The organism is Mesorhizobium sp. YC-39 (assembly GCF_025753795.1).
In the GTDB taxonomy this organism is placed as follows: domain Bacteria; phylum Pseudomonadota; class Alphaproteobacteria; order Rhizobiales; family Rhizobiaceae; genus Mesorhizobium.
Map to the genome: position 1 here is coordinate 148,759 of NZ_JAOWPS010000003.1, position 17,800 is coordinate 166,558.

Annotated in this window: 23 protein-coding genes; all 23 read right to left on the bottom strand. The window is 63.9% G+C overall.

Features of this window, described 5'->3' with window-relative positions; genetic code table 11:
• Positions 1-2: 2 nt before the first annotated feature.
• Complete coding sequence (locus tag OHD62_RS17305; protein WP_263784079.1) at positions 3-2,282, bottom strand: phage tail tape measure protein; 2,280 nt, start codon at positions 2,280-2,282, stop codon at positions 3-5.
• A 4-nt stretch (positions 2,283-2,286) separates the two neighbouring features.
• The gene (locus OHD62_RS17310) at positions 2,287-2,544 is read right to left on the bottom strand and encodes a hypothetical protein (protein ID WP_263784080.1); all 258 of its coding nucleotides are present in this window, start codon (positions 2,542-2,544) and stop codon (positions 2,287-2,289) included.
• A 47-nt stretch (positions 2,545-2,591) separates the two neighbouring features.
• Positions 2,592-2,957: a gene transfer agent family protein gene (locus OHD62_RS17315; RefSeq protein ID WP_263784081.1), complete on the bottom strand. Its 366-nt coding sequence runs from the start codon at positions 2,955-2,957 to the stop codon at positions 2,592-2,594.
• Between the two features lie 10 nt (positions 2,958-2,967).
• Positions 2,968-3,660: a phage tail tube protein gene (locus tag OHD62_RS17320; RefSeq protein WP_263784082.1), complete on the bottom strand. Its 693-nt coding sequence runs from the start codon at positions 3,658-3,660 to the stop codon at positions 2,968-2,970.
• 9 nt (positions 3,661-3,669) lie between these two features.
• Positions 3,670-4,056, bottom strand: coding sequence for a DUF3168 domain-containing protein (locus OHD62_RS17325; protein WP_263784083.1), 387 nt, complete (start codon positions 4,054-4,056; stop codon positions 3,670-3,672).
• A complete protein-coding gene (locus tag OHD62_RS17330) occupies positions 4,056-4,505 on the bottom strand; it encodes an HK97-gp10 family putative phage morphogenesis protein (protein WP_263784084.1) in 450 nt (149 codons plus the stop codon). The genes OHD62_RS17325 and OHD62_RS17330 overlap by 1 nt, the downstream gene beginning before the upstream one ends.
• Positions 4,505-4,867, bottom strand: a complete 363-nt coding sequence (locus tag OHD62_RS17335) for a head-tail adaptor protein (RefSeq protein WP_263784085.1) — start codon at positions 4,865-4,867, stop codon at positions 4,505-4,507. The genes OHD62_RS17330 and OHD62_RS17335 overlap by 1 nt, the downstream gene beginning before the upstream one ends.
• Positions 4,867-5,496, bottom strand: a complete 630-nt coding sequence (locus OHD62_RS17340) for a head-tail connector protein (RefSeq protein ID WP_263784086.1) — start codon at positions 5,494-5,496, stop codon at positions 4,867-4,869. The genes OHD62_RS17335 and OHD62_RS17340 overlap by 1 nt, the downstream gene beginning before the upstream one ends.
• Positions 5,497-5,502: 6 nt before the next feature.
• Positions 5,503-5,829: a hypothetical protein gene (locus OHD62_RS17345; RefSeq protein ID WP_263784087.1), complete on the bottom strand. Its 327-nt coding sequence runs from the start codon at positions 5,827-5,829 to the stop codon at positions 5,503-5,505.
• A gap of 62 nt (positions 5,830-5,891) precedes the next feature.
• Positions 5,892-6,353, bottom strand: a complete 462-nt coding sequence (locus tag OHD62_RS17350) for a hypothetical protein (protein WP_263784088.1) — start codon at positions 6,351-6,353, stop codon at positions 5,892-5,894.
• 68 nt (positions 6,354-6,421) lie between these two features.
• Entirely contained in the window at positions 6,422-7,705 is a 1,284-nt protein-coding gene (locus OHD62_RS17355) for a phage major capsid protein (protein WP_263784089.1), read from the bottom strand.
• A 20-nt stretch (positions 7,706-7,725) separates the two neighbouring features.
• Positions 7,726-8,583, bottom strand: a complete 858-nt coding sequence (locus tag OHD62_RS17360; protein ID WP_263784090.1) for a head maturation protease, ClpP-related — start codon at positions 8,581-8,583, stop codon at positions 7,726-7,728.
• A complete protein-coding gene (locus tag OHD62_RS17365; protein ID WP_263784091.1) occupies positions 8,561-9,844 on the bottom strand; it encodes a phage portal protein in 1,284 nt (427 codons plus the stop codon). The genes OHD62_RS17360 and OHD62_RS17365 overlap by 23 nt, the downstream gene beginning before the upstream one ends.
• Positions 9,845-9,853: 9 nt before the next feature.
• Positions 9,854-11,602: a terminase large subunit gene (locus OHD62_RS17370; RefSeq protein WP_263784092.1), complete on the bottom strand. Its 1,749-nt coding sequence runs from the start codon at positions 11,600-11,602 to the stop codon at positions 9,854-9,856.
• A gap of 3 nt (positions 11,603-11,605) precedes the next feature.
• Complete coding sequence (locus OHD62_RS17375) at positions 11,606-12,178, bottom strand: phage terminase small subunit P27 family (protein WP_263784093.1); 573 nt, start codon at positions 12,176-12,178, stop codon at positions 11,606-11,608.
• 79 nt (positions 12,179-12,257) lie between these two features.
• On the bottom strand, positions 12,258-13,097 hold the full coding sequence (locus tag OHD62_RS17380) for an ATP-binding protein (RefSeq protein ID WP_263784094.1): 840 nt from the start codon (positions 13,095-13,097) through the stop codon (positions 12,258-12,260).
• Positions 13,098-13,224: 127 nt separating this feature from the next.
• Positions 13,225-13,881 carry a transcription termination/antitermination protein NusG gene (gene nusG, locus OHD62_RS17385; RefSeq protein ID WP_263784095.1) on the bottom strand — a complete coding sequence of 219 codons (657 nt, stop codon included), beginning with the start codon at positions 13,879-13,881 and terminating at the stop codon, positions 13,225-13,227.
• Positions 13,850-15,028 (bottom strand): helix-turn-helix domain-containing protein, encoded by a 1,179-nt coding sequence (locus OHD62_RS17390; protein ID WP_263784096.1) that lies wholly within the window; start codon positions 15,026-15,028, stop codon positions 13,850-13,852. The genes nusG and OHD62_RS17390 overlap by 32 nt, the downstream gene beginning before the upstream one ends.
• Positions 15,025-15,801, bottom strand: a complete 777-nt coding sequence (locus OHD62_RS17395; RefSeq protein ID WP_263784097.1) for a hypothetical protein — start codon at positions 15,799-15,801, stop codon at positions 15,025-15,027. Before OHD62_RS17395 ends, OHD62_RS17390 begins: the two co-directional genes overlap by 4 nt.
• Before the next feature lie 118 nt (positions 15,802-15,919).
• Positions 15,920-16,480: a hypothetical protein gene (locus OHD62_RS17400; RefSeq protein WP_263784098.1), complete on the bottom strand. Its 561-nt coding sequence runs from the start codon at positions 16,478-16,480 to the stop codon at positions 15,920-15,922.
• The gene (locus tag OHD62_RS17405) at positions 16,477-17,004 is read right to left on the bottom strand and encodes a hypothetical protein (protein WP_263784099.1); all 528 of its coding nucleotides are present in this window, start codon (positions 17,002-17,004) and stop codon (positions 16,477-16,479) included. The genes OHD62_RS17400 and OHD62_RS17405 overlap by 4 nt, the downstream gene beginning before the upstream one ends.
• Positions 17,001-17,297, bottom strand: a complete 297-nt coding sequence (locus OHD62_RS17410) for a hypothetical protein (RefSeq protein WP_263784100.1) — start codon at positions 17,295-17,297, stop codon at positions 17,001-17,003. Before OHD62_RS17410 ends, OHD62_RS17405 begins: the two co-directional genes overlap by 4 nt.
• Positions 17,294-17,731 carry a hypothetical protein gene (locus tag OHD62_RS17415; RefSeq protein ID WP_263784101.1) on the bottom strand — a complete coding sequence of 146 codons (438 nt, stop codon included), beginning with the start codon at positions 17,729-17,731 and terminating at the stop codon, positions 17,294-17,296. Before OHD62_RS17415 ends, OHD62_RS17410 begins: the two co-directional genes overlap by 4 nt.
• Between the last annotated feature and the right edge of the window lie 69 nt (positions 17,732-17,800).

Here is a 17,800-nt window from a genome sequence, read left to right on the forward strand (position 1 = left end):
GATCAGCCCAGCCGGTAGTCACTGTTGGCCCGCTCTTTCTGGTGCCTCGCCATGGTCGGCACGACATTGCTGTTGGCCTGGTTGACGGCGGTGCCGACGATGCGCGGTGCGGCGCGGCCGACGACATTGCCGGCCTCGTCGGTGATCACCGCGCGCAGCAATTCATTGTCGAGCGTGACATGCACATTCATGCCGCTGCCGACCGTCTGCCCCGGCTTGGAGATGTCGACGCGTTCGTTCGGCGATTTGCGGAAGGCGACCAGCTGGCTGTCGATGCCGCCGGTGCCGCCCGGCATGATCGTGCCGCCCGAGGCGAAGCCGAACAACCCACCGAACAGGCCGGACAGAAGCCCACCAATGCCACCACCGCCGCCACCGCCGAACAGCGCTTGCAGGCCTTGCTGCAGCAGGCTTGATCCGAGCTGCGACAGCACGTCCTTGAGCGCGTCCGACAGCGACTTGGTGCCCTTGATGACCTCGGCGATCGTCGATCCGATCCCGGAAAAGAAATTGTCGAACGCGCCGGCGGTCTGCTTGGTGACATCGCGCATGCCGGCCCAGGCATCCTTGGTCTTGGCGACAGTGTCGGCCGTGACGCCGACGACATAGGCCTGCTTCTCCTCCATGCCGAGGCCGAGGCCTTCCATGATGTTGTTGCCGATCTCGGCCATCACCTTGGACGGGGAATGGATGCCCAGCGTGTTCTTGACGCTGTCGACCATATCGGAAGCGAAGCCGGTCAGGCTGTCGCGCACCGCTGCCATCTTGCTTTTCAGGCCATCCCACAGGCCTTGAATGATCTGCGCACCGATCGCGACCATCTTGGACGCCAGCGCCGAGAAGATGCCGGGGATCGACGCGGCGAACTCGACGAGGCTGGCCTTGACCGACGCTACTTTGGCGATCATGCCGTCCCACGCCGCCTGCATCGCATTCAGCGCGCCGATCAGCGAATTGTTGATGGCATTGCCGACGTTCTGGATTTCCGGCCAGAAGGCGATGATGGCAGCCGTCAGCGCCGCGATGCCAGCGACGGCCGCCGCGACCGGCACGCCGATCGCCGCGATGCCGGTGGCGAGCAGTCCGACGGACAGAACGACCGGGCCGAGCACCGCAGCCAGGCCGGCGATGATGACGCCCCAGTTCAGCAGTTGCGGGTTGGTCTGCGACAGCGCGGTGATCCATTCGGCCAGTTTGCTGACGAACGCCGTCACCGAGGCCAGCAGGCCGCTGTCGGCGATGGCGATCTGCAACGTCTCGAAGGCGCCCTTCAGCTGCTCCAGCTCGCCGTTGAAGCCTTTCAGCCGCGCCGCCGCCTGTTCTTCCGCCGAAGCGTCGCCGATCTTGGCCTTGAAGGCGTCGATGCCCTCGCCGCCCTGTTTCATCAGCATGATGGCGGTGCGCATGGCGTCGGTGCCGAAGATCGTCTTCATGTCTTCGTTCAGCTGCTCGTCGGAAAGACCAGACATCTTGCTCTGCAGCTGCTCGGCGATTTCCGACATCGACTTCATCGAGCCGTTGGCGTTGAAGAACTCCAGCCCGAGCCGGTTCATCGCCTCTGTCGCCTGCTTCGATTGTGGCACCAGATTGACCAGGAACGTCTTGAACGACGTGCCGGCGTCCGAGCCGCTGCCGAAGGCCGACGAGGTGGCGGCGATCGCCGCGTTGAAATCGTCGAAGGACACGCCGACATTGCCGGCAACGCCGCCCGCCTGGGCGATGGCCAGACGATAGTCGTCGAAGCCGAACTTCGATTGCAGCAGCACGCCGGTGATGCCGTCGACGACCGGGCCGAGATCCTTGGCCTGCTTGCCGAAGTTCATCATCACCGCGGTGGCGACGTCGGCGGCCGACGACAGGTCGGACCCGCTGGCGGCGGCAAGCTTCATCGACGACGACACCGCGCCGTCGAGGATCTGGCCAGCGCTCAAGCCGTTCTTGGCCAGCATCTCCATGGCGTCGGCGGATTCCGATGCCGAGAAGGTGGTGTCGGCGCCGAGCTTGATCGCCATCTTGCGCATTGCGTCGAACTCGGAAGCCGTCGCCCCGCTGGCGGCATCGACGCGGTTCATCGCCGCTTCGAAGTCGCCTGCGGTCTTGATGGTGAGCGCGCCGAAACCGGCGATCGGCGCCGTGACGAAGGTCGACATCGACTTGCCGACCGACTGCATCGACTTGCCGATGCCCTTCAGGCTCTTCATCGAATCGGCAAGGCCCTTGTCGAACAGGGCGGTGTCGAGGCCGAGCACGACGCGAAGGGCGCCGATCAGCGCATTGCTCACTTGCTCACCCTTTCTTGAAAGAGGCCGCCCAGGCCGAGAAGGCCGCGAATTTCGTTTCCCAGTCAGGCGCCTTGGCCGGCCCGGATGGCTTGCGCTCGCGCTTCGGCATCAACTCGGCCAGGCGCGGCATTTTCTTCAGCCGGCCGAGCGCCGCGGTGTGCCAGGCGGTCCACGCCGCCAGCTCGTGCTCGCGCAGAACGCGGGAATTGACGCCGGCCAGCACGGTCTCGACCTCGCGCGGCGTCAGCCGCCAGAACAGCACCGGATCCTGGCCGCCTTCGACCCAGGCCGACAGAAGCGACGACCAGTCTAGGCGGTCGTCGCCTTCTGAGGGTTTTTGGCGGCTTTCGCCGCGCCTCCCTGCTTGCCGATTGCCCGCGAGGTGTTGAAGGCCTCGCTCACCAGCCGTCCGGCCTCGGCCACGCCGATGGCGTCGATCAGGTCGCCGGCGGTCTTGACCGTCATGCCCTCGTGATGATCGGTCAGCGCCGCCCAGAACACCAGGCGAAGCGTCTTGAGCTTGGCGGCATTGGGATCGGCCAGCATGGAACCGACCTTCTCGATTCCGGTGCCGAGCGCTTCCTCAAGCTCGATCAGCGCATTGGTGGAGAACTTGAGCGTGTAGGCGGCACCGTCCGCCTCGAAGGTGACGGTGCCGCGATGCGGGTTCGACATGCCTCACCTGCTACGCGGCAATGACGGCGGCAGTGCCGGCCGTTTCAAGCATGGTGCTGAACGTAGCGTTGGCCGCAGTCACCTCGCAGGTGATCACGTCGCCAAGATTGCCCACGAGCGGCACGAAGCTTTCGCCGGTGGCGCCGCCAACGTTCACACCGTCGGCTTGCCACTGGAAGGTCAGCCCGGTGGCGCCTGCCCACTGGCCCGGATCGACGGTCAGCGCGACGCCGACCTGGGCGACGCCGACGATCACCGGCGCGACCAGGTTGCGCGGCGCGGTCGGTGTGGTCATGTAGGGCTCGCCGGATACTTTCAGCGTCAGCGTCGCCGTCATCTTGTCGTCGTTCGGAACCGCCGTCTCGTAACCCTGACGGCTGCAGTTGAAGATGATCTGCACGCCATTGGCGAAGGTCAGGCGGCCAATCAGCGCCTTGCCCTTGATCGAGCGCAGGAAAATGTCGATGGCCGAACCCGGCACATAGTTCATCTCGAAAGACGCTTCGCCGGAATCGGTCAGGCCGGGGATATACTCCCGGCGACGGTTCGGCGACTGCATGTTCGTCGCCTCGACATTGTCGTCGCTGTCGGCCGGCGGCGTCGCGTCGAACATTTCCCTCACATAGGTGAAGGCGGTCGGCGCGCTCTTCAGCGCAAGTTCAAGCACCGTGCCGTAGCCGATGCTGGCGGCGGTATCAGTCATGATCAGCTCCTATTCGCTGTGATGGATGATGAGGTCGATCGAGGTGCGGAAGAGATTTGTCACCTCGCCCGGATCCGCAGCCGGAAGGTCGCGTTCGGCATCGATGGTGATGCCCTGGAAGATGCCGACCTTGCGGCCGGACGTGGCCTTGATGATCGCCCGTGCGGCTTTCTTGGTCGTGGTGTAGGTCGTCGAGTAGACATCGACCTGGACGCGGCTGCGGACATAGCCGCTGGCCCGCTGCATGGTGTAGTCACGCTCGCCATCGATGCGCTGCAGCACCGCATAGGCCGCGTTGCCGCCACTCTGAGGCGCGCGGCCCCAGTTCAGCCTGGTGCCGAGCAGCGCCTTGACGGCCGGTTCGGCAAGCAGCAATGCAACCAGTGTCTCTTCCATCACCGCCCTGCCCTGGCGGCCTTGCGCGCGGCCCTGGCCGCCGCCTTTTCGATGCGCGCCCAAAGCTGTTTCTGGATCTCGGCCAGCGCCCAGAGCTTGCCGCCGTCCCACATCGGCCGCATGAACGGTTGCGCCGACACGTCCTTGGTGCCGAATTCCATCAACTGCGCATGGCGCGAGCGTGGTCCGATCAGCACTTCAACCGGCGATTCCTTGCGGTGCTTGGCGCCACGCGTCGCCTTGCGGCCGGCGCGCACGGTGGTGTGAAGGTCGAACCCGCCCGTCGCCGGATCGTCCGGCGCCAAGATGGCCGCATCGGCCGCAAGCGGCTCGGCGACTTCCATCAGCACCTGGCCGACAATGCGCTTGGAGGTCGCGCGCGACAGTTCGCCGAGCGCAGCCTCGAGCTCTTTAAGCCCTTCGATCTTTACGGAAAAGCCGCCCGCCATCAGGGTGTCCCCTCCGGCGTCGCATCGCTGTCGATGACAGCGGTGATCTCGATGAAGCGGTTGCGCCCTTCGGACGTTTCCTTGACCGCCTTGATGCTCCAGGTGCCGCGATAGACCAGCCGGTCGACCGGCGTGATAGTCTTGGCAAGCGTCGAAGAGCGGATGGCGAAATGCGACAGCAGGAACGACCCGACCTGGCCGCCCGACAGGATCTCGGTGCGCACCACGTCCGACGCATCTTCCTTGCGCGCCCAAACCGTGGCGAGGTCCGCCCATGTCGGCACGTCTTCGTTGAATTCGTTCCGCACGGTGGTGAACCGCTGGACCGTGACGCGGCGATCGAGCTTGCCGATGGCAGGCATCAGACACCGATCCGCCGGTGTTTTTCGACAAGACTGTCGTATCCCAAGGGCAGCAGCGTCGAGAGGTTGCCAATATTGACCGCCTCGCGGTTCTCGTAGAGATGGCCGACGTGGAACATGATCGCGCCCTTCAGATCGTCGGGCACGGTGCTTTGCGCCGGCACGGCCGGTGTGTCGCCATCCGCCGGCACTTCCGGAATGGTCGGATAGCCGGCGGTGTAGAGGACCGACACAGCGCCGGTTTCGGCAAGATCGCTGGGATAGGCGAAGGCATCGACGAAGCGGACATGTGAGCGACCGCCGGCATCGACGCGCAGCGCATAGTTCAGCATGGCGATCGTCGTTTCAACGCCGGCGGTATTGCGCCATTTGATGCTGTCGATGCTGATGACAGGGCCAAGCGGTAGGCGCATCCGCGAGCCGAAACAATCGAAGTCCTGCCGCCATTGCTGTTCGACCAGGCATTGGCCCAGGATGCCGCCCCATCCATCGAGATGCGCCACCGCCGTGCGCAGCATGCGCAAGATCAGCGCGTCATCGTCCTCGACATCGACACGCAGTTGTTCCTTCGCCTCGGCGAGCGAGACGGGGAGGATTTCCGGCGGCGAGACGAGGACGGGACGATACATCGATGCTTACTCGCCCTGCTGACGCTTGGCGCGGATGATGGCCGTGACAGCTGCACGATCAGCATCCTGAGGGATGTCCGCCGGCACCAGCTCGGCATGCACGACCTTGACGAAATCAGCATCGCTGAGGTCGTCGAGTTCGTCGGCAGTCGCCGAATTCTTGCCGCGCTTCGCTTTCGACGACGGTTCGGCGCCTTTGACTTCCTTCGCCCAGTTTTCGTCAATGGCGACGCGGGCAAGATCGCCCTCGATGATCTCGCCGACTTCGATCTGGCGGGGATGGATCGCCCCGTCTGGGGCGCCTCGAAAGGCTTTGGTCACCTTGGCACGCATGATCTCGATCTCCTGTTGTAGGGAATGACGGGCGGCGTTTAGCGCCGCCCGAACGATGGCCGTCAGGCCTGGTTGGCTTGCGGGTTGTCGACGCCGTTGCCCTTGATCACGAACAACGCTAGCGGCGTCGCCGTGCCATGCGTGCCGGAGAAATCGGCCAGCACCTTGATCCAGCGTTTGCCGCCGACATAGCCGAATCGATAGGCCGCGGCGGCGGGGTGCGCGGCCACAAGCGACTTGATGATACCGCCCGTTCCGACAGCTGCGACGCCAAGCACGTCGTCGATGTCGACTGCCGTAAAGTCGCCGGGATCGGGCGCGGTACCGTCGGCCTTGTCATCTGCGTGGGTCAGCTTGAACTCGACCTTGTTGGTCGCATCGAATGTGATCCCGCCGATGCCGACACCGAGAAGCAGCTCCGCCGATTTGTAGTTCTGCAGGTCGATGGCTACCGGCGTGTTGTCGGCAGAAAGAGCGGCAAGCGCGATCACGCTGACGCTCAGTTTGGAATGCAGGTCTTTCATAAGACCGTTCCTTTCCTGTTGCGATGAAGGGGAAGGAGCCGGGCATCATTGCCCGGCCGTGAGGGCGATCAGGCCGTGGCGACCTTCAGCAGCTTGATGGCTTCGAAGTTTACGACACCGCCGCCGACGCGCTTGGTCGTGTAGAACTGCACGTAAGGCTTCTTGGTGTAGGGGTCCCGCAGCACGCGGATGCCGAAGCGATCGGCGATCAGATAGCCGCGATTGAAGTTGCCGAAGGCCACCGGGAAGGTGTTGGCAGCGACGCCCGGCATGTTGTCGTCCGTGTAGACCGGCTTCTGCAGGATCGTGGCGACGTCGGCCGACGCGGCCGGAGGCGACCAGATGAAGGCGCCGTCAGCATCCTTCCACTTGCGCACCGTGCCCATGACCGCATCGGACATCAGCCAGGACGCGCCGTTGCGGTATCCGGACTTGAGCGCATAATAGAGGTCGATCATGCAGTCGGCCGGGCTGACGGTGGCCGATGCCGCTGCGAAAGCTGCAGCCTGGCCGGTCGCGATATAGCCGATCTTGCCCCACGCATAATTGGCGTTGGCGACATTCTCGTAGGTGAGGATGCCGCGCGGTTTCTTCACGCCGTTGCCGGAAATGAAGGCAGCACCTTCCTGTTCGGCAAACTCGATCGACACTTCGTCGCCAAGCCAGGCGGCGATATCGATGCGGCCATCGTCGAGCATGGTCTGCGTGGCATAGGGGTTGGCGTAGATTTCGCCGACATTGATGACGATCTCGCGCAAAGTCGGCGTGTCGGTGTTCGGGCGATCGTCTTCCTCGCCGACCCAGCCGGACGAAGCGCCGCCCATGCTGACCAGTTTCTTGTAGGTGTCGGTAGAGATGGAAATGACGCGCGACAGGCTGCGTAGCACCGACACAGTGCCGAGGATGCGGTCGATCGTCGTCTCGGTCTCCTCAGGCACCAGATAGCCGCCATCCGGATCCGACTGCGTTGTGAGCTTGGCCTTCACCTCGAGGTCGGCAAGGCCATTGTCGACACCCTTGCGGAACCACTTGTTGAACGCGGTCGCGTGTTCCAGCACGTCAGGGTCGTGGTTGATGCCGCCGGCCGCCCCGATCACCGCTGCCGCGATGGCCTGGTTGGCTTCGTTCAGCGCCTTGTTCAGCAGCGCGATGTCGGCATTGATGCGGTCGACTTTTTCGGTCGTGACAACATCGTTGAACTTCGCGTTGATGCCGGCAAGTTCTTCCTCGCGGGCAGCCTTGAACTGCTCGAAGGTCGTCTTGAGCTCATTGAGGATCGCGGCGGTGTTGGCGCTCTCGGAGCGCACAGCCGTGATACCGCGCGCACGCGGATTCAGCAGGACATGCTGCATGGTCGTTCCTTTCGGGGTTTCTATGAACGGAGGGTGTTGATCAGCTGCTGGATGGCAGCATCGTCGACGCCTGCATCGCGCGGGGCGGGTTTCCGGCCTGCATCGCGCGGGGCCGGGGAATTGGAGATCATCTCGGAAATCATTTCCGAGCGAACGGATCGCGAGAAGCCGGCTTTAGCCAAGGCAGCTTCCGTTTGGCGGCGCGCCATGAGACCACGATCGGAATTCTTGGCCTCGCCTTCGTCAGACGACAGGCCTTCATCGATCGAATCGGCGAAGCCATTCTTGACGGCATCGGACGGGCCCATGAACGTCTCGGCGTCCATCAGCTTTTCGATCGGTTTGCGATCTTGCCCGGTGCGGGCCATGTAGATGTCGACGATGGCGCTGTCGAAACCGTCGAACAGTGTGGCGGCCTCGCGCATGTCGTGCCGGTTGCCGACGACGACTCCCCAGGCGTTGTGCACCATCATGAAGGTGCCAAGCCCCATGCGGATGTCATCACCGGCCATGGCGATGATCGAGGCGGCCGATGCCGCCCATCCCATCACTTGCACGGTGACCTTGGCCGGGTGCTCGCGCAGCAGGTTGTAGATGGCGATGCCTTCAAACATATCGCCGCCAGGCGAATTGATCTGCACCGTCACGTCATTCTTGCCGATCGACCGTAGCGCAGCCGACATCCGTTTCGCCGTGAAGCCGCCACCGGTCCACCAATCCTCACCGATCACGTCGAAGATGGTGATGGTGTTCGGGTCATCGGCAGCGGCGGCGAGCGGATGTTCGGCCCACTTTGCCAGCACGTCGGATGGCGCGTCCCACTGGAAATTCTGCGGGCGCTGGAAGTTGCGCGCCTCAGGAAGGCTTCGCAGGCTCATCGGGATCATCCTTTTCGTCGGGAGGCGTGGTGTTGCCGGCAGTATTGGGCGGCGGGTAATAGATATCGCCGTCATCGCGGGGATTGCGGTCTTCGAGTTCCCGCACTTCGTTTGGGCTCAACCAGCCCCACTGCAGGCCGGTCGCATAGGCTGCGGTGCGGGTTTTGATGTCGCCTTTCACCAAGGCCGAGCGGTTGAATTTGGCGTAGAGATTGCTGTCTTCTGGCGTGAGATCGGCGGTGATGCCCTCCTCCCACATGGTCAGGTCGTCTTCGAGCGTGAAGGCGACAAAGCCCTGCGTCTGCTGCTCGATGCCCGTTCCCCAACTGGTCGATTTCTCGGTGTCGCCAATCATGTGCGGCGGTACGCCGAAGAACATGGCGATGTCGGAGCGCGAGAACTTCCGGCTTTCTATCCACTGCGCATCGACGGACGTCATCGCCATGCGCGTGACGTCCATGCCCTCTTCGAGGATCAGATCCTTGCCTTCGCTTTCGCCGCCGGAGCGGTATTCCTCGAGGCTGGATCGGAGGTTCGCTTGGCCTTCCTTGCCGAGCTTGTTCGGGTGCCGCAGCACATGGCCGATGATAGCGCCGTTCTTGAACGTCTTGGCGCCGTGGCGCTCCATCGCCAGCGAGACGCCCAGGGTTTCCCGTGCATAAGTGATCGGCGTGACACCGGTAAAGCCGTCGAGCGTTAGGCAATACAGGTGAAAAACCTGATCCTGTTGCAGCACGACGCGGCGGCCGTCCTTGCGGGTCCAGGTATATTCGAGCGAAAGATCGTCCTTCTGCTTCGTCTCGACACGATCCGGATGCATCGGAATCAGCGCCTGGGGTTCCTTCTTGACCGCGGTGCGCACGATCATGGCGTAGCCGTTGCCGCGCAGCATGACGTGAGCCTGCAACATGCGGCGGAACTGCGCCGGCTTCTGCCACTTGTTCGGTCGACGGCAGATCACCTTCCAAAGTTCGGTGTCTGAAGCGTCTTCCCGCGTGCGAGGATCTATGCGGCGCTTGATGTGCAGCGGCATCGTCGCCACGGCGCCAGAGCGGATGCGAACGCAGGCATAGACCGCCGCCACCTTCATGGCGCTGTTGGCGTTGACGCGCTCGCCGCTCAGTGACATGGAGCCGCCAGCGACCGCCTCTTCGAGCTGCTGCGTCGTCGTGATCAGCACGCCGCCGTCAGGCGCCGATGCCTTGGGCGATTGTGTGGGTGCGGCCGATTTCCCGCCGAAGAAGCGGTCCCAAAATCCCATGTGTTTTCCTTACAGGATCAGCGCGCCGCGCGTTGCATAGACTGAAGGGCCGGGCTCGCCTTGATCGTTGATGGCGATGCCGATCGCGTTGACCGCGGCAGCGATGCCGTCGATGCGTTTGGTCGACTGCCTGTCCGGCTTCACCGGCTTGATGGCGCCGGCAGGGTCGGACACCACCGTCACCACCTCGGCATGCTTGCGCAGCACCGGGTGGTTGCCGTGGTGGAAGCCGTTGCAGAGCACCAGGCGTTCCAGTTCCGCCGAGGGCGCGCCGAGCGAGGCGAATCCCTGGCCGAAGCGCACGACGGGCAGGCCTTCCTGCTCAAGCTCGACGATGATCTGTGTCGCGTTCCAGCGGTCGACGGCGAGACCGCCCTGGCCGGTCTCAAGCTTGGCGTCGCCCGCATGGGCGATCTGGAATGTCTCGGCGTCGTCGAAAACTTGCTTCTTGATGAAGGCGTAGTCGACGACGTTGCCGGGCGTGGCGATGATCGCGCCTTCGTCGACCCACTTTTCGTAGGGCAGTTTGTCCCGCGTCGAGTGCGCCTTGAGCAGTGCCTTCGGCTTGAAGAACCGCGACAGCAGTGCCGGCTTTTCGAGCCCCGGCTGGATCGGGAACCACCACGCCAGCGCCGACAGATCCTGCACCGCCGATAGATCGAGGCCGCCGAAGCAGCGCTTGCCCTTCAGCTTCGCCTCGAGGTCTTTCCATCCGACCGGGCCGATGCAGTGTTCCCAGCCGAACGGATTGCCTTCGTCGTCGACGGCATCGATCGGAAGCCAGAGGGTTTCCTGATCGGTCCACATGTTGAGCTGGTATCGCTTGAAGTTGTTGACCAGGCGCGGCAATTGCCGGGCGCGCTTGGCCTCGATCTCCATGGCTTCCAGCTTTTTTGAAATGCCGAGGTTCGGGTTTGCCTTCGCCCACACCTTCGGGTCGGTCCAGTCGTCGGCGGCATCGGCCGCGTAGATGACGACGAGGGTTTCAGGATCGTCGAGGATGCCGGAACGGATCTTCTGGCATTCGTCCCAGACCTCCTCGCCGTAGCCGCCTTTGTTGCCGGCCGTCGAGATCAGGAATTCAAGCGGTTGTCGGCGCGCCGATTCCGAATCGTGGATGAACTGGTAGAGGTCGCCCGAGTCCCATTCATGCAGTTCGTCGCCGATCAGGCCGGAGCATGACAGGCCGTGCTTGCCACCTGCCTTGCCCGAGAGCGGCTTGAACGATGCGTTCAGAGCCGGGCAGTAGACTGACGTCTTGTAGGTCTCCAGCGTGCCGCCCGACCCGCCGAGCGTCGGCGACCGCTGCACCATGGAGATCGCCTTGTTGAAGACGAGCTCCGCCTGTTCCTTGTTGGTGGCGATCGAGAAGACCTGGCCGGCCTCCTCGGCGTCGCCAACCAGCACCAGGATGGCAATCCCGGCCGCCAGTTCCGTCTTGCCGTTCTTGCGAGCGACCCAGACATAAACCCGGCGATATCGCCGCGTGCCGTCCGGCCGCTTCCAGCCGAACGTCGGCCGCACGATGTCATGCTCTTGCCAGTCCGAAAGCACGAAGGGCCGGCCGGCCCATTCGCCTTCGGTGAGCACCAGGTGCTCGGGGAAGAACCTGGCGGCGGCATCGGCCGCGCGCTCGTCGAACCAGTATTCGCCATCGCGCCAGACAAGCGCGCGATCGTCCCAGACCGCATCCGCCGGCACCGCACGCGGCCGGGACCGCGGACGCTTTGGCCGCGCTGGCCCGGCCTTGACCAGCATGGCCTACTGCAGGAAGCCGATCGGCGACGAAGAGCCCGCGGGTGCCGGCGCCTGCTTGCGCGTTTTGCCCTTTGCCCGCGGTGCCGGCGTCCGGTTGCCGAACAGGTCGGCGTCGCCGGCGCCACTTCCCGCCGCGGCGCGTGCCGCGAAGATGCGCTGGCGCTCGGCCGGGTTGAGGCCGAACACAGCTTCGGCCGTGACAAGCTGGCGCTCCAGCCGATCGCCGATCAGGAATGCAGGATCCGCCCGGCGCACTTTGCCGCTGGCGGTTTCGATTTCGTAGATCTCGCCGATGTCGTCGAGCCGCTTTTGCATCTTCATCCAGCGGGCGAAGTTGCGGCAGTAGCGGCCGAACGTCTCGGCGTCGGTCTGCGAAAGCAACTTGAGCGAAGCGAGCCGCGGCGCCAGGCGCTGCCAGACCTTGAGCCCGTCGGCCTTCAGCCAGGTGGGCGCCGCCACGACGACAGTCTTCGCTGACGCTTCAGCCGTGGAATCCGAGCCGATCGCGCGCCGCCCAGGATTGCCCTTGGCTTCCTTTACCGCCGCCGGTTCTGGTTTAGGTCCACGCCTTGCCATCGATTCGAAGCCCTACCGGCCCTCCAAGAAAAAAGTTTTCGGAAACTCGCGCCCACACAAATTGCGGGACAGCGGCGGTCTAGCCGGCGAGCGGCCCAGACTTTTGACCCACCCCCCCACCGGCCCGGCTGCCATGCCGTCTGGCGAAGTAGGCATCCACCTGTTGAAGCAGGTGGTCGATCGCGCCTTCGCGCGTCGGATCGTTGATGATGCGGTCCTTGCACTCATGGGCATCTGTCAGCATGTCATGCACAGTGACCTTGCCCAGTGCCTTGACCCATGCCGCTCGCTCGGCATCGGTCGGTGCCATGGCGATCAGCCAGGCCACACCCTTGCGCCGATGCTCAAGCGTTGCGATCAATCGGTCGCGCTCGGCGAGCGCACGCTTCAGCGCATCGGGCCGACTGTCATAGCGGGCAAGACCAAGTCTCTGCCTGATGTCGTCAAGATCGATGACCAGGTCATCAGGCCCAGCCTCCCCATGCACGAAGGTACTCTTGCCCGAGCCTGGCGCACCGCACACCAGATGCACCATCACACCCGACCTGCCTATGCCCTTGGGGATGGACCAGACAGGGGCAAGGCCATGCTCGATGCGTTGCTTCTCGCTGTCGTGATAGGCCTTCGATACCGTCTGGACGTTCTCTTCATCCCAGAACAGCACGGGATCACCCTCATGCTTGACGATGTGGTCAGCGACCGGACTGTTCGGCGCCGGGAACTTGCCCGTGAGCAGCACGCCAGTCTTGCGGCAGGTGAACAGGTCGCGGATATGGACCCGCATCTTCAGCTTCTGCCAGCGCGCCGTCTTGTACCAGCCGCGCCACTCTTCCTCGTCGCGCTTGCGGTCGCGTTCCCGACGCTGCTCGATCCGCGTCGGCAGATGCGCAGGCCGAAACATCTTCGGCATATCGGGCATGTCTTGGAATCTTATCCATTGCGGGGAAGCATGCCGGGCCGCGCCCTTCGCTTCACCTGGGTCCTGCTGGCGCTGCCACCGTGATCGGCGTGCGACTCTGTCAGGTCATCCTGGGACGGACTCGCTACTATCCTTTGTCGATTTCATCAAGTCCCAGCGTGATCGGCACTGCCCGACCGAACAGCATCACTTCGACGCGCGCGCGGCCATCCTCGCACAGTTCACTGACGATGCCGTTGTGGGTAGCGAATGGACCCTGGTTGACCCTGACCGTCTCGCCTACCTTCAGCTGCTTGGCGATCTCACCAATGGCAATCACGCTGCCTTCGAGAAAGACCTGCAATTGCAAGACTTTCTCGTGCTTTACGGGAAACGGCTTCTCTCCAGCGCCAAGTATGCCGACGATGCCTTTGACCGTCCGCAAGCCGGCCCATGCCTCGGGAGAAGGGTCCACGCGAACGAACATGTATCCTGGCCATGCGAGCATCCTGACGGGCTCGCGGCCCTCTTTCTTGCGCCCGCCGCGACGCCGATCGGTCACCTTCATGAACGGCAGCCAGTGCTCGACGTTCGCTTCGCCGAGCAGGTTATCCACATCAATTTCAGCGTGAGCATCGGTTCTGATCACATACCAGTGCAGGGCTGATTCGCTTTGACCAGCAGCGGCGAGCAGTGCTTGCGAGCGTCTTGACATGGCGCGAACCTTGTCGATCGCAGCCGTCTGCCTGTCGGTCGGGCCGATGATCTCCGCCTCACTCAGCCGCTTCACGTCCGCCCGCATCATCCTTGCCTCCTCGTACCGCCAGTTCGAATGCTTTCAATCCGTCCGGCCCGCCAGCCGGGAAGTAGACCCATTCCTGACGCCCGGGATCGGGCAGCCAGGGCCAGCCGCGCTCGTCGTGCAGCGCCTTCCAGGCCCAGTATTCGTCCGATCCGACGCGGCATTGCGCCATCAGCGCCAGCACCGCTTCGCCGGGCTCGATCTCCGGCCGCAACGTCCATCCCTTGGCGTCGGCGGCGAGCTGGTGCATGCGGCTGACCTCGGGATAGCCATAGGTCGCCTGCCGTGACAGTTCCTCGCGCTGGCCGAGCTTGCCGCCCTCCTCGATCAGCTTCGCCGAGAAGCCCTTGGGCGGCGGCAGTGGACCACTGCCGGCGAGCAGCACCGCCATGCGCCGCGCGCCCCAAGCCTTGCCGAACGGTGCTGCCAGTACCGGTGCCGGTGGCGCGTCGGCGGGGTCCGCCACGGCCTGCCACAGCTTTTCGGTCAGATAGGTCGATGGCGCCGGGACATGCGACTTGCGCTGCGCCTTGAGCAGCGTCAGCCAGGGCAGGAAGCGCCGACGCGCCGTTGCCCGCTCCTCGGCATCCAGCGTGCGCCAGATCTTCATCGCCGGTTCCTTCGGCATGCCGTCGAAGCCAGGCCAGTTCTTGAGCAGCGCCCAGCCCTCGGCCTCGATCTTCTTTTCGTCCTCGTCTCGCGCGCGCTCTCTCAGATTCGTTCTAAGAGGGTCGTTCTTAGGTGCCGGTCCAGGACCGGCAGGGGGTGCCGATATACCGGCAGGGGGTGCCGACTGGTCGGCAAGGTCCGAGCCTTCGGAATCGCCCTCTTCCGGCTCGGGCCGAAGCGAGGAAAGCGACGGGTGAACCGGGTCGAGAATGATGCGATATAGGTGCGGCGCATCGCGCCCATTGCTCTGCTCGACGACGTGCCGTTCCAGATAGCCGGCAGCCATCAGCCGCTCGATCGCCTCGAACACTGTTGAGCGGGCACAGCCCATTTCTCCCGCCATCTTCACCTGGCTTTTGGTGCACCAGCCGAGATCGTCGGTATGGCGCCCAAGCACGCATAGCACCTGCAGGTCACGCGGCTTCAGAGCCGGGTCCGTTGCGGCGCGTGCCGGGATGATGGAAAGGCGAGGGCCTGTCATGCTGGCACCTCTTTGAGCGAGGCCACCGGCGGGCTCATTCGAGTGGTGATAGCGCCCAATTTAACGCGGAACTGGCGGCTGACATTTCTCCTCTGGAACCGCGACGCTAGCCGTCCTCTCGTCAGCCCCCTACGAAACGTGGTATTTCCAGCACCATGAGGGGTCCTGAAACAACCTATATTGCTGCGGTATCCATCGCCGCCTTTTTGGGCGGCTTCGCGTTCCTGTACGGAACGCATTTCGCACTTCTCGATGCCTCTTGGTGCGTCGCTGGTGAAAAGAATTGCATCAGAGAGTGGGTTGGTGCGCTCAGTGGCTGGGCAGCCTTTGTTGGTGCACTTCTCGCCCTGCCATATGTTGCTTCGCAGGTTCGTGAAGCACGCCGCCAAACTCAATTCGCTGTAGGCGATGCTGACCCCGAGTTCTTCATTTTGAGGAACCGTCGCTCCCGCCGCACCGTTCTGACGGTCCGAAATTGGAACAGACGCCGTATCATGGTCGACAGTGTCACCATCATCAGGAATAGCCAGGGTCTCGCCATCCTCGATGTGGCTGATGCTGACGATCTGACTGTTCCGACTTGGAACGACCAGCGCGAGCTTGGTGAGCGACCAAGCTTCGGCGTCGATGGTTGGTTTGATCGGAACAAAAAACCACCCAACCGTCGACTGAAGATACTCTTGTCTAAGGACGGACAGATTGTCGAAGACCGAGAAATGATCGGTTCTAGGATGGATCTGGAGGTTGCATATCGCGTAGTGGGACAGTCGCATCAACAACGCCGAGCGTTGGTCACGACACTCGGAATTGCAGACGAGTGACGTAAACCCCCAGATCTAATTCTATTTGGTGAAAGATGGGGATTGCCACCATCTGCGCGGCTCAGCACTCTCATCGTCCCGCCCTACGCCATGCGGAAAAGCTCGCGCGCAGCGCTTTCCACGCCTCGCTGGCCCGTCCGCCATCGTTCAGTTCTTTTCGCGATTGCACGCCGAGCAGCGAGCGCACCTTTTGCGCGGCGCGCTCGTCGGTCAGCGGCTTTTCCAGCCCGTGCGCCTCTGCCAAGAACAGCTTGAACGCCGGCTCGTGGCACTTCATGGCGCATTCGGCGGCAAAGTTCTTGAAGTCGGTCGCCGCCGGCTCGCCCGCCGCCTGATTGTGCTGGCGCGGCTCAGGGAGGCCCTTCAACTGGCGGATCGTGAAGCATGCGGCATCGAACAGCCGCAGCATGAACCGCATCGTGTCCGGCGCGTTGCAGATGAAGTCGATCTCGTCGACCGTCGCCTCATCGAAGCGCGCCAGAACGAACAGTTCGCCCATCTCGCCGCGCGATTCCACGAAGGCGCCATCGCTCCCATGCACGCGCGACCACACCGCCGGCTCGATCGCCGCCAGGGCTTCGCGCACGGCCTTCAGCCGCACGGCATCGGGCGAGAGGGCGGCGGCGTTCATTCGCGCTCTTCCGTCAGTTGGCGAAACACCGATTGCCCGCGCCAGGTCAGCTTCCAGTGGCGCACCGTCGGCCCGCCCAGCACGACGTCCTTACGGCCGCCGACGCATTCGACGAGCTCGCGCGCCTCAAGCACCGGCAGGATCGTGGCGACATGCTTTTCGGAGCTTTTGCCAAGGATCATCCCGATCTTGGTTGCCGGCATCCGGAACACGCCATCCTGCTCGGCATGGAAGCCAAGCACATAGATCACGCCGCATTGCAGCTCGGTCAGCGTGCCGGGCACGTTCTGGAAGGTCATGCGGCCCTGCCCGACAGGCTCCGGCTCCGGCGCATCGGCCAGTGGCGCCAGCAGGCTGTCGATCATCTCGCCGTCGATCAGCCGCCGCATCAGCGCGGCAACCATCGCCGGCGCGTGGTCGCCGCGCCGCTCGGCAAGATCGCGCACTTCTTCGGCCAGCGCCCCCGGCAAGGCGATATGCAAGGCCGGCGGCGTGACGGTGCGACGGGAAACGGCAACGGTCATGATCCACCTCCCCCGTCGAGCACGTTCAGCAGCGTCGAATGCGCGCCCGCCATCGGCATGGTGCCGGTGAGGTTGCCGCGATGACGCGGTTTTGAGAGCGTTTCGGCCAGCGCCGCCAGATAGTCGGCTCCTTCGCCGAACGCGGCGCGGCGGCAGTGCAGGTCGAACACCTGGCGCCAGCGCATCAGCGTGAACACCGGAGCTTCCAGCAGCACCGCCGCGCGTGCGGCATCGCTTTCCGCATCGCGCATGCGGCGCACGAAAGGGTCGAGCGCATCGTTCGAATGCGTCATGCCCGAACCCCTGTTTCAGTGCTTTTCCCGTGAAACACGCGCGGCGACCGCCCCGTCTGGCGAGGGCGCTTACGCGGTGGCGGCGCGCCGAGCGGCGGCCGATAGAAGGCGCGGGCATCGAGCCCAGCCCAGTCGCAGATGGCGAACACCTTGCCCGCCGCGATGTCCTGCCCGGCCATGACACGCGACAGGTCCGGCGAGGTCACGCCGATCTCGTCGGCCAGAGCGCGCCAGCCGCGCCCGTCGAACTCCAGCATCGGCCGCAGCTTCCGGCCGAGCAGCGCGGTGTCATACGCGGCCAGAGTGCCGGAACGGATCGGCCGTCCGCCTTCGCGCCGCTCTAGCTCTTCGGCGCGATCGTCCATGCGCATGCGCTTTTCCAGCGCCTTGCGCAGGCGCGCCATGGCGCCGAGGATGGAGGGATCGGAGGTCATGCGGCCTCCGCAGAATAAAGGCCTTGGCAATTCCCGAGCGAACTACTTATGTTTCGGCTGGGGAGGGCA

What these genes read in the sequence shown, in the direction of transcription:
- OHD62_RS17390 (WP_263784096.1), bottom strand. Translation starts at nt 15,028, where the DNA reads ATGACAGGCCCTCGCCTTTCCATCATCCCGGCACGCGCCGCAACGGAC.
- nusG (WP_263784095.1), bottom strand. Translation starts at nt 13,881, where the DNA reads ATGATGCGGGCGGACGTGAAGCGGCTGAGTGAGGCGGAGATCATCGGC.
- OHD62_RS17415 (WP_263784101.1), bottom strand. Translation starts at nt 17,731, where the DNA reads ATGACCTCCGATCCCTCCATCCTCGGCGCCATGGCGCGCCTGCGCAAG.
- OHD62_RS17395 (WP_263784097.1), bottom strand. Translation starts at nt 15,801, where the DNA reads ATGCGACTGTCCCACTACGCGATATGCAACCTCCAGATCCATCCTAGA.
- OHD62_RS17380 (WP_263784094.1), bottom strand. Translation starts at nt 13,097, where the DNA reads ATGCCCGATATGCCGAAGATGTTTCGGCCTGCGCATCTGCCGACGCGG.
- OHD62_RS17360 (WP_263784090.1), bottom strand. Translation starts at nt 8,583, where the DNA reads ATGAGCCTGCGAAGCCTTCCTGAGGCGCGCAACTTCCAGCGCCCGCAG.
- OHD62_RS17410 (WP_263784100.1), bottom strand. Translation starts at nt 17,297, where the DNA reads ATGACGCATTCGAACGATGCGCTCGACCCTTTCGTGCGCCGCATGCGC.
- OHD62_RS17320 (WP_263784082.1), bottom strand. Translation starts at nt 3,660, where the DNA reads ATGACTGATACCGCCGCCAGCATCGGCTACGGCACGGTGCTTGAACTT.
- OHD62_RS17375 (WP_263784093.1), bottom strand. Translation starts at nt 12,178, where the DNA reads ATGGCAAGGCGTGGACCTAAACCAGAACCGGCGGCGGTAAAGGAAGCC.
- OHD62_RS17400 (WP_263784098.1), bottom strand. Translation starts at nt 16,480, where the DNA reads ATGAACGCCGCCGCCCTCTCGCCCGATGCCGTGCGGCTGAAGGCCGTG.
- OHD62_RS17355 (WP_263784089.1), bottom strand. Translation starts at nt 7,705, where the DNA reads ATGCAGCATGTCCTGCTGAATCCGCGTGCGCGCGGTATCACGGCTGTG.
- OHD62_RS17335 (WP_263784085.1), bottom strand. Translation starts at nt 4,867, where the DNA reads ATGCCTGCCATCGGCAAGCTCGATCGCCGCGTCACGGTCCAGCGGTTC.
- OHD62_RS17340 (WP_263784086.1), bottom strand. Translation starts at nt 5,496, where the DNA reads ATGTATCGTCCCGTCCTCGTCTCGCCGCCGGAAATCCTCCCCGTCTCG.
- OHD62_RS17345 (WP_263784087.1), bottom strand. Translation starts at nt 5,829, where the DNA reads ATGCGTGCCAAGGTGACCAAAGCCTTTCGAGGCGCCCCAGACGGGGCG.
- OHD62_RS17350 (WP_263784088.1), bottom strand. Translation starts at nt 6,353, where the DNA reads ATGAAAGACCTGCATTCCAAACTGAGCGTCAGCGTGATCGCGCTTGCC.
- OHD62_RS17405 (WP_263784099.1), bottom strand. Translation starts at nt 17,004, where the DNA reads ATGACCGTTGCCGTTTCCCGTCGCACCGTCACGCCGCCGGCCTTGCAT.
- OHD62_RS17330 (WP_263784084.1), bottom strand. Translation starts at nt 4,505, where the DNA reads ATGGCGGGCGGCTTTTCCGTAAAGATCGAAGGGCTTAAAGAGCTCGAG.
- OHD62_RS17325 (WP_263784083.1), bottom strand. Translation starts at nt 4,056, where the DNA reads ATGGAAGAGACACTGGTTGCATTGCTGCTTGCCGAACCGGCCGTCAAG.
- OHD62_RS17365 (WP_263784091.1), bottom strand. Translation starts at nt 9,844, where the DNA reads ATGGGATTTTGGGACCGCTTCTTCGGCGGGAAATCGGCCGCACCCACA.
- OHD62_RS17315 (WP_263784081.1), bottom strand. Translation starts at nt 2,957, where the DNA reads ATGTCGAACCCGCATCGCGGCACCGTCACCTTCGAGGCGGACGGTGCC.
- OHD62_RS17370 (WP_263784092.1), bottom strand. Translation starts at nt 11,602, where the DNA reads ATGCTGGTCAAGGCCGGGCCAGCGCGGCCAAAGCGTCCGCGGTCCCGG.